At 35.5% G+C, this 13951-nt stretch carries 13 protein-coding genes and 1 pseudogene; 7 read left to right on the top strand and 7 right to left on the bottom strand.

All coding sequences use genetic code 11. The features are described 5' to 3' along the window. Positions 1-42: 42 nt before the first annotated feature. The 3 genes from OPR26_RS06775 (at position 43) to OPR26_RS06765 (ending at position 1680) form a co-directional block, all read left to right on the top strand. A protein-coding gene (locus OPR26_RS06775) for an IS5 family transposase (protein WP_264705175.1) occupies positions 43-835 on the top strand; the annotation gives its coding sequence in 2 pieces (ribosomal slippage) (positions 43-306 and positions 308-835; 792 coding nt in all). A gap of 72 nt (positions 836-907) precedes the next feature. Next, positions 908-1273, top strand: coding sequence for a transposase (locus OPR26_RS06770; RefSeq protein ID WP_264731180.1), 366 nt, complete (start codon positions 908-910; stop codon positions 1271-1273). Then, positions 1270-1680: a transposase gene (locus tag OPR26_RS06765; RefSeq protein WP_320157296.1), complete on the top strand. Its 411-nt coding sequence runs from the start codon at positions 1270-1272 to the stop codon at positions 1678-1680. The genes OPR26_RS06770 and OPR26_RS06765 overlap by 4 nt, the downstream gene beginning before the upstream one ends. 9 nt (positions 1681-1689) lie before the next feature. Here OPR26_RS06765 and OPR26_RS06760 read toward each other — a convergent pair whose 3' ends face one another. Continuing rightward, positions 1690-2592, bottom strand: coding sequence for a hypothetical protein (locus tag OPR26_RS06760; RefSeq protein ID WP_265015829.1), 903 nt, complete (start codon positions 2590-2592; stop codon positions 1690-1692). A gap of 92 nt (positions 2593-2684) precedes the next feature. Continuing rightward, complete coding sequence (locus OPR26_RS06755; RefSeq protein ID WP_253302580.1) at positions 2685-2864, bottom strand: hypothetical protein; 180 nt, start codon at positions 2862-2864, stop codon at positions 2685-2687. Here OPR26_RS06755 and OPR26_RS06750 point away from each other — a divergent pair. The 3 genes from OPR26_RS06750 to OPR26_RS06740 all read left to right on the top strand — a co-directional run bounded on the left by OPR26_RS06750 (position 2785) and on the right by OPR26_RS06740 (position 7163). Continuing rightward, a complete protein-coding gene (locus tag OPR26_RS06750) occupies positions 2785-4881 on the top strand; it encodes a heme lyase CcmF/NrfE family subunit (RefSeq protein ID WP_458694327.1) in 2097 nt (698 codons plus the stop codon). The two genes, OPR26_RS06755 and OPR26_RS06750, sit on opposite strands and share 80 nt — an antisense overlap. Positions 4882-5499: 618 nt before the next feature. Continuing rightward, positions 5500-6252 carry an IS5 family transposase gene (locus tag OPR26_RS06745; protein ID WP_264702259.1) on the top strand — a complete coding sequence of 251 codons (753 nt, stop codon included), beginning with the start codon at positions 5500-5502 and terminating at the stop codon, positions 6250-6252. Then, complete coding sequence (locus OPR26_RS06740) at positions 6240-7163, top strand: IS5 family transposase (protein WP_265015828.1); 924 nt, start codon at positions 6240-6242, stop codon at positions 7161-7163. Before OPR26_RS06745 ends, OPR26_RS06740 begins: the two co-directional genes overlap by 13 nt. Before the next feature lie 576 nt (positions 7164-7739). Here the strand turns inward: OPR26_RS06740 and OPR26_RS06735 are convergent. Next, positions 7740-8759 carry an IS4 family transposase gene (locus tag OPR26_RS06735; protein ID WP_265015549.1) on the bottom strand — a complete coding sequence of 340 codons (1020 nt, stop codon included), beginning with the start codon at positions 8757-8759 and terminating at the stop codon, positions 7740-7742. 383 nt (positions 8760-9142) lie between these two features. Next, positions 9143-10084, bottom strand: coding sequence for an IS5 family transposase (locus OPR26_RS06730; protein WP_265015625.1), 942 nt, complete (start codon positions 10082-10084; stop codon positions 9143-9145). A 286-nt stretch (positions 10085-10370) separates the two neighbouring features. Between OPR26_RS06730 and OPR26_RS06725 the strand changes: the two genes are divergently transcribed. Next, positions 10371-11381, top strand: coding sequence for an Mrp/NBP35 family ATP-binding protein (locus tag OPR26_RS06725; protein ID WP_265015827.1), 1011 nt, complete (start codon positions 10371-10373; stop codon positions 11379-11381). A 407-nt stretch (positions 11382-11788) separates the two neighbouring features. Here the strand turns inward: OPR26_RS06725 and OPR26_RS06720 are convergent, their stop codons facing one another. The 3 genes and pseudogenes from OPR26_RS06720 to OPR26_RS07595 all read right to left on the bottom strand — a co-directional run bounded on the left by OPR26_RS06720 (position 11789) and on the right by OPR26_RS07595 (position 13897). Further along, on the bottom strand, positions 11789-12175 hold the full coding sequence (locus tag OPR26_RS06720) for a transposase (RefSeq protein ID WP_265016251.1): 387 nt from the start codon (positions 12173-12175) through the stop codon (positions 11789-11791). A 20-nt stretch (positions 12176-12195) separates the two neighbouring features. Continuing rightward, positions 12196-12561 carry a transposase gene (locus tag OPR26_RS06715; protein ID WP_264731180.1) on the bottom strand — a complete coding sequence of 122 codons (366 nt, stop codon included), beginning with the start codon at positions 12559-12561 and terminating at the stop codon, positions 12196-12198. A 403-nt stretch (positions 12562-12964) separates the two neighbouring features. Then, positions 12965-13897 (bottom strand): annotated as a pseudogene (locus OPR26_RS07595) (IS5 family transposase). Positions 13898-13951: the final 54 nt, after the last annotated feature.

The raw sequence follows: 13951 nt of genomic DNA, 5'->3' as shown, positions 1-13951 counted from the left end.
GAAAGGAATAAACTAAGAGATAATGTATATAAGTTAGGATATATGAGGAGTTTATACCCAAGTAATATAAGTCGGGAAAGATTTGAGATTATATTACCAGATCTAGAGTCCTGTAGAAAAAAAACAAAACCAAGAAAACTTGATTTGTATGATGTATTTTGTGGAGTGTTATACGTTCTGAAAAGCGGTTGTCAGTGGAGAATGCTACCAAAAGAGTTTCCAAAATGGCGCAATTGTTACGACTATTTTAAGAAGTGGAGTGAAAAACCAGATGCAAATAAAGAAAGTGTTCTGGAGCTGGTGTTAAAAAAAAATAGTTGGCGTAGTCCGACAAAACAATGGTCGGAAAGAAAAAACCAGCTTCTGCATAATTGATGCACAGAGTGTAAAAAATGCAGATACTGCTGAAGAAAAAGGCTACGATGCAGGCAAAAAGATTTCAGGAATAAAACGCCATATTGCAGTAGATACGCAAGGTTTGCCACATGCAATTTATGTAACAACAGCAGAGATAACTGACCGTAGCAGTGCTGTGAGAATGGTAGAAAATGCAAAAGAAAACCTCTCGGGAGTTAAAAATGTACTGGTTGATGCAGGCTATACGGGAGAGAATTTTGCAACACAAATAAAAGCAACTATTGGTGCAACTGTTGAGGTAATAAAACGCAGTGAATTACATACCTTTGCTGTATTGCCAAAAAGATGGGTTGTAGAGCGTTCTTTTGCTTGGTTGGAAAAATGTAGACGGTTATGGAAAAATTGCGAGCGTAAACTCAACACCAGTTTGCAAATGGTAGTTCTTGCTTTCACTGCTTTGTTCCTCAAAAGATTATGAACAGGTTCTAAGAGCATGTCTTCAAACTGAGTAGAAAGAAGTTAAGAAGTATGGTATAAGGTACATTTTAAGATGTACCCAAGCGATATAAGTGACAAAGAATGGAAGACAATAGAGCCATATTTTGAACCTAAAAAGACCGGCAGACCAAGAAAACATAGTATTAGAACAATTATTAATGCAATCCGCTATATGATGAGAACAGGATGTCAATGGAGACAACTGCCTAAAGATTTTCCACCATGGAAAACCGTATATAGTTGTAATTCGCGCTTGAAAAAAAGTGGAATATGGCAAGAAATTCATGATTTTCTAGTTAAAAAAGTAAGAGAGATGATTGGTAAAAATAAGACTCCATCAGTAGGTATAATTGATAGCCAGTCAGTGAAAACTACTCAAAAAGGGGATCCAGAGGATATGATGCTGGCAAAAAAATAAAGGGCAGAAAACGCCATATTATTGTAGATACTGTGGGTCTTGTAATTGCTGCTGAAGTACAGAGTGCAAGTATTCAAGATCGTGATAGTGCTCTAAATCTTTTTGCCCAAGCTAAATGCAAAGTTCCAACTTTACGTAAGTTTTTTGCTGATCAAGGGTACATAGGTAAATTACAAAACAGATGCTTATTGGAAACGGGATGTTTATTAACGATTGCCAAGAAAATAGTTGATACAGGATTTCAAGTTATTCCCAAACGTTGGATTGTTGAAAGAACTTTTGCCTGGCTTTCCAATTTTAGGCGCATGAGTAAAGATTACGAGCATTCTCCTCTCACCTCAAAAAACTATATCTTCTTTAATATGATCACTATTATGCTTCACAAATTAGCTCATTCTTCAGTTTGAAGACATGCTCTAAGAACTTTGAAAATCTTTACAGTTAAGGATTGCTTCTCTATGTTTTTTTATGTCATTAATTGCACTGACTATCGACTTATCTATTTTCTTCAAATTTTCTTCCCGTTCTTCTCTTTTAATTATACTTTTGGATTCATTTTTCATTTGGTTCATTTTGTCATACAGGTTTCTGCATTCTTTGTAAGATACCATTGGTTGTAATATTCCTTCTTCTACACCTTTATTGTAAAAATTCTTCAACTCATCACTTGATAGTATTGTTATAGCATCTTCCCTTTTGCCTTGTGATTTAGGATACTTTTTATTCAATGAACTAACATGATTTAACAAGAAATCTTTAACTAGCTCTTCCTTTTTAACTTCAGCTAATTTTTCTAGTGTTTTTATATATTTCAGAACTTCCACAAAGAGCTGTCCACCAGAAGGAGCAAATCCTTGAAGTGGTTTACTCTGAGCTTTATAAAAATCGGTTTGTAAAAAATCTTCAGCTTGTTTTTTTATTACTGAAAGTTCATTAAAGGCTTTTTTTGGATTGATTTTTCTCAAAATACTAATAGCTTTTCTAATCGCTTTTTCTCTCTTTTTATTATCTTGCTTTTCATTTAACATGAGATATTCTGTTTTGATAAAAGCATCACCGCGATCACTCTTTGCAATGTTACAAACGATGTTTTTTACAACTTTTTCGGTTGCTGCATAATCTATTTCTTTTGCAAAGCAGTCAACAAATGATTGCCAAACTTTTTTATTAACAAGTTTACTTATCTTATTTTCAAAATCTTCTATATCTTTGAATCCTAAAATAGTATAGAGATTTTTTTCGATTATTGGTTCGGCATGTTGTTTTGCCACTTTACCTTTTATATTGAATGGAAATTTACTAATCTTAGTTGTACCCACAATGTTACCTCAATATTAACGCTATCTATAAAAGTATAAATACTTAATATTTAATTTTTAATTAATGCCAGACAGCTAACTACAGGCTAGCATCAATAGCAAGCGTCAATTAACACTTTAACTTCTAACTTGTCATCAGTAATATTGTTTATATAAAAACTATAATTTTTTATGCCTGAACTTGGGAATATATTGCTACTCATAGCCTGCTTATTGTCTTTGACATATTTGTTTTTACCGCTTAGTTCTTGTCGGTTTATTACCACTGCCATATTTTTTTGTGTATCAACATCAATGGCTATTTTGATCTACTGCCACATTACAAATGATTTCTCACTCGAAAACGTATATTACCACTCACACACAACAAAACCTTTGATCTATAAGATTTGTGGAGTTTGGGGAAATAAAGAAGGGTCCATGTTGCTTTGGGCATTAGTGCTTGTCATGTATTTATTACTAATGGATATTTATATACCTTCTGTCATCCCAGTTTCCCCCTCTGTCATCCCAGCCTCTTCTTCTGTCATCCCAGTGCCCAGACACTGGGATCCAGACAATTTAATTGCAAATGAGTACATCAAATGGCAGTGTAATAAAAACTGGATTCCAGTGTCAAGCACTGGAATGACACCAGAACGAACTAATGGTAGTAAATTAAAAAAAATATCTCTTATCACTCATGGGCTGATTTGCTTTTGTTTTTTACTGTTCACTTTACTTGAATCCAGCCCCTTCACTAAAATGCCAAGCGTTGAAAAAGATGGATTGGGTTTTAATCCGATATTGCAAGATATAGGCCTTGCTATTCATCCACCGATATTATATTTGGGGTACCTTGGATTTAGCGTTCCTTTTTCGCTCTCTATAGCTGGATTAATTGCAAATACTGAAGGAAATGTTTGGGCTAAAATTGTCAGGCCTTGGGTACTTATTTCTTGGTCGCTGCTCACTTTGGGCATCAGCTTGGGTAGCTGGTGGGCATATCGCGAACTTGGGTGGGGTGGATTTTGGTTTTGGGATCCAGTGGAAAACGTTTCTTTGATGCCGTGGCTAATTGCAGTGGCGCTGACACATTTGTTGCTCGTTGTACGAAATTTCAATACTTTAAGGAATTTCGCTATTTTACTTACGCTTACAACTTTTATATTGAGTGTAACTGGAACATTTCTAGTCCGCTCAGGAATACTCACCTCAGTGCACACGTTTGCAGATGACCCAAGGTATGGACTATATATATTAGCTTTACTTGGTGTAATTACAGTCAGTAGCTTAGTAATATTTGTAGTATTTACGAGAAAGAATCACACATCTGCGATGTCATTCCAGTGCTTGACACTGGAATCTGAAAAGAAACCTGCTACTCAAGTGACAGAGGGTAGAAGATTCTTTTCACGTCTTACGATGATGTTAATGAACAATTTATTATTTATCACTGCCTTTTTCATCGTGTTCGTTGGCACTTTATATCCTACAGTGCTCGAATATTTAACCGGTGAATTAATTTCAGTTGGAGCACCATATTACAATTCTTTATTTAATCCTATTGCACTGGCTATTCTAGTGCTCACCATAATCGGGCAATACTGCCGTTGGCAGGGAAATAGTCTATTGCCAATATTCCGTGAATACAGATTCTCATTCTGTAGTGCTGCAGCTATTTTGCCGTTTATCTTTCACATGGAGCTAATAATTGTGCTATCGATTACCACCTCCATAGCATTATTAATCTTTGTTTTAGAAGCATATAGTAAAAGAATTTGTTTATTTAAGGTAGCATTTGGTGAATCAATTTTATTAGCAAGAAGAGTTTCTAAATCCTACTATGCAATGATGGCAGCTCATGCTGGAGTGGCAATTCTAGTGCTTGGTATAGCTTATTCAGTTGGTTGGCAGGAGAAAAAAGAAAATTACTTAAAAATAGGGGATAGCATAACAGTCAATAAATTTAAAGTTACTTTACGAAATATTGAATTAATACAAGAAGAAAATTTCCATGCAGTGAGAGGTACAATGGATATCAGGAATTTGCTGAATAATAAGATATTAGGTGAAGTAACTCCTGAATATAGATTTTACCTTGTGGAAGGTCAAAAAAATGTTGAAAGCAGTATCTACCACAATTTGCTTTCTGATATTTATGTTGTAATTGGAGAGATTGATAAGAGTAAGAGCAAAATTGCAGCTAAAGTGCACTATAAACCTGGAATGCCTATAATCTGGCTTGGATCCTTTCTTATCGCTTTTGGTTCGCTCCTTGCTGCTTTTCCTTTATTGAGAAGATTTTAATAAGACTCCTTTATACTATAACGAAAAAACTTCCTTGACAAGCTTCGCCAGCCCCCTTATCATAAAACTGAAGCTATTTTATTTAACTTCGCAATCTCTGCAGCAGATTAAAATGACAAGAAAACTTGTATTTGGCGTACTATTGTTTAATTCTTTGCACTATGTGCACCGTATGTCTTTATCAAATTTCTAGGTTTTTACCTGTACAAGCTGAAACGCGCTTATAAAGCGTTCAAGACATCACCCAACGTCAAATTTTAAAATAGAGAGTGTAATAACTAGCTACCACGGGTTTTCTTTGCCTTTTTTTCTGCCTAGTAAATTTCTTAAACATTTATAGCTAAGGTTAGTTGCATTTAAAAGCAGCTAAGTCGCGGTTATTAAGCGTTTAGAATAAAAAAACGCCATACTTGAAAGTATAATGTAAGTAATTAGCCAACCACGGGGCTTCTTTTGCCTTTTTTTCGTTTGGTAAATTTCTTAATATTTATAGCTAAAGATTGCACGAATACTGCAATTACAAAAGCGATCTCTACTAGGCTCTGTGGACAAAAAATATGAAAAGAGAGAAAAAGATGGTAGTTTAGCCTAATAGGTAAAAAATGGAGAAACTACCATATGCAATATTACATCAAAGAGGAAAATTGGAAACAAATTTTAGAGTTCATAAAAAGCGTAAAAGGAATGCACAGCAAAGATGAAAAACGTTTAAGAATATTCATAGAGGCAGTGTGGTACATAGTGCGAAGTGGTTGCCAATGGAGACTTTTACCAAAAACTTATGGTAATTACAGGAGTATACATAAGCGATTTAAAAGATGGTGTGAAAGAGATGTCTGGAAAAAATTGCTTGAATATACTAAACAAGAGCCTGATTTAGAAGTTGCTATAATCGACGGTACGATCATCCGAGCCCATCCATGTTCATCTGGATATACAAAAAACTCCAAGGATCAAGAAGCTTTAGGGAGGAGCAAAGGTGGCTTTACAACTAAAATACATGCGCTTGTCGATGCACTTGGAAATCCACTTAAATTTACTCTGACTCCTGGTCAAAGAAATGAAATTACGCAGGCACAAGTGTTGACCGAAAGTATCTATAACTCTACTGTAGTAGCTGACAAGGGCTACGATAGCAATGCCTTTGTTACAAGTCTTGAAGACAAGGGATGTACAGTAGTTATTCCGCCAAAACGGAATCGAAAAGTGCAAAGGTATTACGATGAGCATATCTACAAAGAACGTCATTTGATTGAGTGTTTTTTTGGTAAAATTAAAAATTTTAGGCGCATTTTTTCCAGATTTGATAAAACTGCTGAGGTTTTTATGGGTTTTCTCAATTTTGTTGGAGCTCTTGTATGGCTTCTCTAAAATTTTGTCCACAGAGCCTAGAAAAAAGAGGAAATATTTTTCGTTATATCAACGAAGCCATAGAAAATTGGTATGAAATTGGGCCAAAAATGCAGGGTGGCAACAATATTTACAGCAATAAAGTGGTGATTTTGATACATATAATAACCCATCTATTCAGAATAGGTTTGAGGCAAACAGTTGGATTTATAGCAGGATACCTTGAGCAAATTGGGAAAAATTTGCAAGTTATCAGCTATTCTCAGGCTTCAAGAAGGTTTAAGAAACTTAATATTAAGATAAATGATTGCAGAATTGATAAAGATAATATGGAAGATATCGAAATTGCTATAGATAGCACAAGCATCAGCATTTATAACAACACTCCTGGCCACAGCAAGGAAAATAGCGAAAATAGAAAGTATCGCAGCTATGAACAAGTAAAGAAACTACACGTAATGTTGAATATAAACAGCAAAAAAGCCATAGCTGCAAAATACAGCAGCGGAGTTTATTCAGATCACTATGGAGCTTGCGATTTGTTAGAAGAAGTTCATGCTGTAAAGGTATTATATGCGGATAGAGCATATGACAGGCATAAGCTTTACGAATTATGTAACAAGTTTGGTATAAAGACAAAAGTTCTTCCGAAAAACAACGCAACAGAGCACCAAAAATTGGATTACATGGATGATAGAAATGCTGCTGTTAGACTAATAAAGTCATATGATTGCATAAAAAAGTGGAAAGAAGAAGTAAATTATGGAAAGAGAGCTCACATTGAAGGGTTTTTCTCAAGATTAAAGCAAATATTTGGATTCAGCTTTAGGAATAAGTCCGAAGTAAATCGTGGAAAAGAACTACTCATTAAGTGCTATTTGCTTAATCAATTTACTGACATTGGTATGGCTAAATTCGAAATGGCTACATGAATTTATCGTAAATTACTACCGCATAAGGTGCGATGCAACAAAGCCCACTGGAATCCCAAAAAAGGATGATGTCACCCGAGTAGCCCTCTTCTTGTCATCCCAGTGCGTGACACTGGGATCTAATTTTTTATGCAAAATTACTATATTTATATATTTGCAAATAGATACAATTTGAAGTAATTTATACTATGAAGTTACGAAATGAGATCCCAGTGTCAAGCACTGGGATGACATCATAGGGGCTCGGATGACAAAAAAGGAGCACTGGAATGACAGGAGAAGGGGCTACTCGGATAACAAGAAAGAGGCTACTTGGATGACACCCTGACAATCGTCATCCCGCTACGTGTTAGCGGGATCTATGCTTTGAGATACCGCGGCGGTATGACGGTTAAGTAGGGTGTCATCCCAGTGCCCCATAAGTGTTGAAAGTATCAAAAATAACGTGATATGAGATGATCAACGGCATGTAAATTACCTCCCGACAGTAAAACAATCGAACGTATAAAAGAGTCATTTAGATCCAATGTGAATTGCAGTAATGCTATTTTGAACCCATGTAGATTATTTTTGATTTTATAAACAAGAAATAACAAAGCCGTAATAATAATCATGTACCTTCATGCCATTCATAGTATGGCTTAAAAAGTGCTTATATCCAAGATTTTGCTTTATAAATTTAAAGAACACTTCTATATCCCATCTGCGCCTATATAGCTCTGTTACTTCATAAGCTGGCATTTCAAACAAGTTTGTCAAAAACCATATTTCATCTCCAATTTTATTTCTGATTTTTATTAGCCGTAGATCATGCTTTTCTGCCACTTTACCTCGTGCACGATAAAGATTAACTATTATATCTTCTAAAATCTCTGATCCATCCGATTTTTGTTCTCTTATAACTTTGTTCCTGCTTATAACATCATGTTTTCTTCCTACTTTAACTCTTGTGATAAATTTGTACTCCTTTTCATCAAATTCGGCAAAAGTTCCAACTTTTCTGATTCCTCTATCAAATAATAAAATATCCTCTTTTTCAACTTTAGCTTCATTAATTGCTCTCACTAATGCTATATCTTCACTACTTTCTTCTTGTCCTTTACAAAATCTTATACTTGTCGGCAATTGATCCTTTAATCCTACACTCACTTTAACTTGACTGTCGTTACTTTTACCGCCTATTTTTAGCCCATCTTTTATGAGATATCCCGATAAATTTATGATCGTCGAATCAAACTTATGTAAGTTATTTGATGTTTTTTGGGGTAATAGCTTTTTAATCTTGCTCATCAAATCAATATATACTCCCTTAAAATATTCTGGATTTATAACTTTTAACCTTTTTGACAAACCACTGTATGTTACTGTACTTTTATCGCTATTCTTATCCATTATACACCTGTTTATTACCATTTCTAGCGCTCTTAGGCTTGTTTTTTGCCCCATTAATATTAACTTCATTAGACCTTTAAATATAATCTTGCCCAACAATTTAGTATTACATTTATCTACTTCACTTAATTTTCCTAGCCTTTCTAAATCCTCATCTTTTATTAAATTTAGTACTCTTTCTATTTGATCCATTATTGCCTCCATTTTCTTGCAATAATAGTTCTTTATGTCTTTCTTGTGTTACTTTCAACACTTATGCAGGTAGCCCCTATGATGTCATTCCAGTGCTTGACACTGGAATCCCAAAAAAGGATGATGTCATCCGAGTAGCTGACACTGGGATCTAGAAAAAAAGAAGCTGGATCCAAGTAGTCTGGGCACTGGGATGACAGGAGAGGGAGGCTACTGGGATGACAAGAAAGGAGCACTGCCATTATAGAGTGAACCAGTGCCCCTATGATGTCATTCCAGCGCGTGACGCTGGAATCTAGTTCTTATTGTACATTTACTTGGTGTAGAGTTAAGTTTCCTGGATCCCAGTGGGCTTTGTTGCATCGCACCTTATGCGGTAGTAATTTACGATAAATTCATGTAGCCATTTCGAATTTAGCCATACCAATGTCAGTAAATTGATTAAGCAAATAGCACTTAATGAGTAGTTCTTTTCCACGATTTACTTCGGACTTATTCCTAAAGCTGAATCCAAATATTTGCTTTAATCTTGAGAAAAACCCTTCAATGTGAGCTCTCTTTCCATAATTTACTTCTTCTTTCCACTTTTTTATGCAATCATATGACTTTATTAGTCTAACAGCAGCATTTCTATCATCCATGTAATCCAATTTTTGGTGCTCTGTTGCGTTGTTTTTCGGAAGAACTTTTGTCTTTATACCAAACTTGTTACATAATTCGTAAAGCTTATGCCTGTCATATGCTCTATCCGCATATAATACCTTTACAGCATGAACTTCTTCTAACAAATCGCAAGCTCCATAGTGATCTGAATAAACTCCGCTGCTGTATTTTGCAGCTATGGCTTTTTTGCTGTTTATATTCAACATTACGTGTAGTTTCTTTACTTGTTCATAGCTGCGATACTTTCTATTTTCGCTATTTTCCTTGCTGTGGCCAGGAGTGTTGTTATAAATGCTGATGCTTGTGCTATCTATAGCAATTTCGATATCTTCCATATTATCTTTATCAATTCTGCAATCATTTATCTTAATATTAAGTTTCTTAAACCTTCTTGAAGCCTGAGAATAGCTGATAACTTGCAAATTTTTCCCAATTTGCTCAAGGTATCCTGCTATAAATCCAACTGTTTGCCTCAAACCTATTCTGAATAGATGGGTTATTATATGTATCAAAATCACCACTTTATTGCTGTAAATATTGTTGCCACCCTGCATTTTTGGCCCAATTTCATACCAATTTTCTATGGCTTCGTTGATATAACGAAAAATATTTCCTCTTTTTTCTAGAAATTTGTTATATTCGTTTTGGTTACTGACTCTCATTTTTTGTGGCATATTTTTTCTTCAACAGTTGAATGGCTATTTTATAATGAATTTTGTCAGTAACTGCCAGATTTTTTCGGTTGCTATGCAACAAAGCCATCCCAGTGTCTGGGCGCTGGGATGACAGGAGAAGGAGGCTACTTGGATGACAAGAAAGAGGCTACTTTCATGACACTGTCATAAAGTGAACCAGTATTTGGCTTGTGTTCTAGGCAAAACCTGCTATAACATTTAACATACTGTTTTCGAAACAAATGTTCGTACAGTACGCACTGGGATCTGCTATGTAAGAGGTCTAATGATCAACGAAGAAATTGTAAGAGAGAACTTAAAAAAGGTCATAGAGCAAAAAAGCGGTAAAGATGTGATCGCTCTTGGCATAATATCCTCAATCATTATTAAAGGCGGGGACATTGGTTTTGCGCTTGAAGTTGCCGGTAACACGCAAGCAAACGAAGAATTAAGAAGAAATTGTGAGCAAGCTGTTAAAGCTATACCGGGGGTGACAAAAGTGACCGTGGTTACTACTTGTCAAAAACAAACTGGGCAACAAAAAGCTAAATTACATATCGAAGGAGTGAAAAATATAATCGTTGTGGCCTCTGGTAAAGGCGGTGTGGGCAAGTCCACAGCTGCGCTAAATCTTGCTCTCTCATTAGCAAAGTTGAAACATAAAGTTGCATTAGTTGATGCAGATATATATGGGCCTTCAATTCCTAAAATGCTTGGTGCTGAAAAATTAAAGCCAGAGATACGGGATGGGAAAGCAATACCTATAGAAAAGTATGGCCTGCATACTATTTCAATCGGCTATTTTATTGATAAAGATCGTGCAGCGATATGGCGTGGCCCTATGATCACAAAAGCACTTCATAATCTGCTCATGGGAACAAGGTGGCCTAATATAGAATATTTGATAGTTGATACACCACCTGGAACTGGCGATGTGCATTTAAGTCTGATGGAAAATTTTAACTTAACCGGGGCGATAATAGTTTCAACTCCACAGGAGCTCTCTTTAATCGATGCTCGCAAAATTTATGATATGCTTAAAAAGCTCAGTATACCGATTATTGGCATTGTGGAAAACATGAGCTATTTTACTCAAAGCGGCTCAGAAATATACATATTTGGAAAAGACGGCGCAAAAAGAATGTCTGAGGAGATGGGCATCAAACTCCTAGGCAGGATTCCTCTGGATCCACAAATATGTCATGCTTCTGATTGTGGAAATCCTTTAATGCTAAGTGAAGATTTGGCAGAGATTTATGAAGACATTGCTAAAGATGTTATAGCTAAAGTGGCTTAGGTTTACCTACAATTTGAAAAACCGTCATTCCGCTACTAGTTAGCGGAATCTATACCGCGCATAGCTGTACGAACATTGTCTACCAGAAGGGTGTCATCCCAGTCTGGGATCTAGTCCTTATTATGCAGCCACTTATTTAAAGTTAAGTTTTCTGGATCCCAGTACTGGGATGACAAGAAGAGGGCTACTTAGATGACACCGTCATAAGGTGAACCAGTGTCAGCTACTTTCATGACATCATTATAAAGTAAAATGAGATCCCAGTGTCACGCACTGGGATGACAAGAAAGGGCTACTGGGATGACAGGGGAGTTGCCTTTTTTCTACTTAGTTTGGGTTATGCAAGAAATCTAATATGATTACTTCTATGCTTAGCCATTTTCAAGACAGGTTCTAAGAGCATGTCTTCAAACTGAAGAATGAGCTAATTTGTGAAGCATAATAGTGATCATATTAAAGAAGATATAGTTTTTTGAGGTGAGAGGAGAATGCTCGTAATCTTTACTCATGCGCCTAAAATTGGAAAGCCAGGCAAAAGTTCTTTCAACAATCCAACGTTTGGGAATAACTTGAAATCCTGTATCAACTATTTTCTTGGCAATCGTTAATAAACATCCCGTTTCCAATAAGCATCTGTTTTGTAATTTACCTATGTACCCTTGATCAGCAAAAAACTTACGTAAAGTTGGAACTTTGCATTTAGCTTGGGCAAAAAGATTTAGAGCACTATCACGATCTTGAATACTTGCACTCTGTACTTCAGCAGCAATTACAAGACCCACAGTATCTACAATAATATGGCGTTTTCTGCCCTTTATTTTTTTGCCAGCATCATATCCTCTGGATCCCCTTTTTGAGTAGTTTTCACTGACTGGCTATCAATTATACCTACTGATGGAGTCTTATTTTTACCAATCATCTCTCTTACTTTTTTAACTAGAAAATCATGAATTTCTTGCCATATTCCACTTTTTTTCAAGCGCGAATTACAACTATATACGGTTTTCCATGGTGGAAAATCTTTAGGCAGTTGTCTCCATTGACATCCTGTTCTCATCATATAGCGGATTGCATTAATAATTGTTCTAATACTATGTTTTCTTGGTCTGCCGGTCTTTTTAGGTTCAAAATATGGCTCTATTGTCTTCCATTCTTTGTCACTTATATCGCTTGGGTACATCTTAAAATGTACCTTATACCATACTTCTTAACTTCTTTCTACTCAGTTTGAAGACATGCTCTAAGACTTAAAAAACGCCAAATACTGAAAATAGACAATGACTAGGGCTTCTTTTGCCTTTTTTTTCATTTGGTAAATTTCTTAATATTTATAGCAACATGAACAAACATTCGAGAGTAACTTCCGCTAGTAGGGTGTCACGCACCGGGATGACAAAGAAATAGTCACTGGGATGACATTATAGAGGTGCTGGCCTGACAATCGTCATCCCGCTACGTGTTAGCGGGATCTATGCTTTGAGATACCGCGGCGGTATGACGGTTAAGTAGGGTGTCATCCGAGTAGCTGACACTGGGATGGCTTTGTTGCATCACACTTTATGAGATGGTGATTTATGGTAAATTCATGTAACTATCTCAAATTTAGCCATACCAATTTCAGTAAATTGATTAAGCAAATAGCACTTAATCAGCAATTCTTTTTCGCGATTTACTTCGGATTTATTCCTAAAGCTGAATCCAAATATTTGCTTTAATCTTGAGAAAAACCCTTCAATATAAGATCTTTTCCCATAATTTACTTCTTTTTTCCATTCTTTCACGCCATCTTCACCGTATAATTTTATTAACCTAATAGCAGCATTTCTGTCAGACATATAATCTATTTCTGGATGTTCTGCCGCATTGTTTATTGGTGGAATTTTTGCCTTTATATCATATTCGTTACACAATTTATAAAACTTGTGCCTATCATATGCCCTATCTGCATATAGTGCTTTTATGACATACTGAAAATCGACTTCTTTTAGCAAATTACAAGCTCCATAGTGATCCGAATAAACTCCGCCGCTGTATTTTACAGCTATGGCTTTTTTGCTGTTTATATTCAACATTACATGCAATTTTCTTGTCTGTTCATAGCTGCGATACTTTCTATCTTCGCTATTTTCCTTCAGAAGTATTGTTATAAATGCTGATACTTGTGCTATCTATGGCAATTTCAATATCTTTTATATTATTTTTATCAATTCTGCAATCATTGATTTTAATATTAAGTTTCTTTTGATGCTTGTGAATAGCTGCAAATCTCTTCCTATTTGTTGCAGATATCCTTTTATAAACCCCACCGTTTGTCTTAAACCAATTCTAAAAAGATTGACAATTATATGCACCAAAATCACAACTTTATCACTGTAAATATAGTTGCCGCCTTGCATTTTTGGACTATTTTCATACCAATTTTCTATGGCTTCATTGATATAATGAAAAATATTTCCTCTTTCCTGGAGAAATTTGTTATATTCATTTTGGTTACTGACTTTCATTTTCTGTGGCATATTTTTTCTTCAACAGTTAAATGGTTATTTATAATGAATTTTGTCAGTAGCCAC

The organism is Wolbachia endosymbiont (group A) of Anoplius nigerrimus (assembly GCF_947251795.1).
GTDB lineage: Bacteria > Pseudomonadota > Alphaproteobacteria > Rickettsiales > Anaplasmataceae > Wolbachia.
Note: the sequence above shows the minus strand (reverse complement) of the source record. Positions and strands in the feature narration are given on the sequence as shown.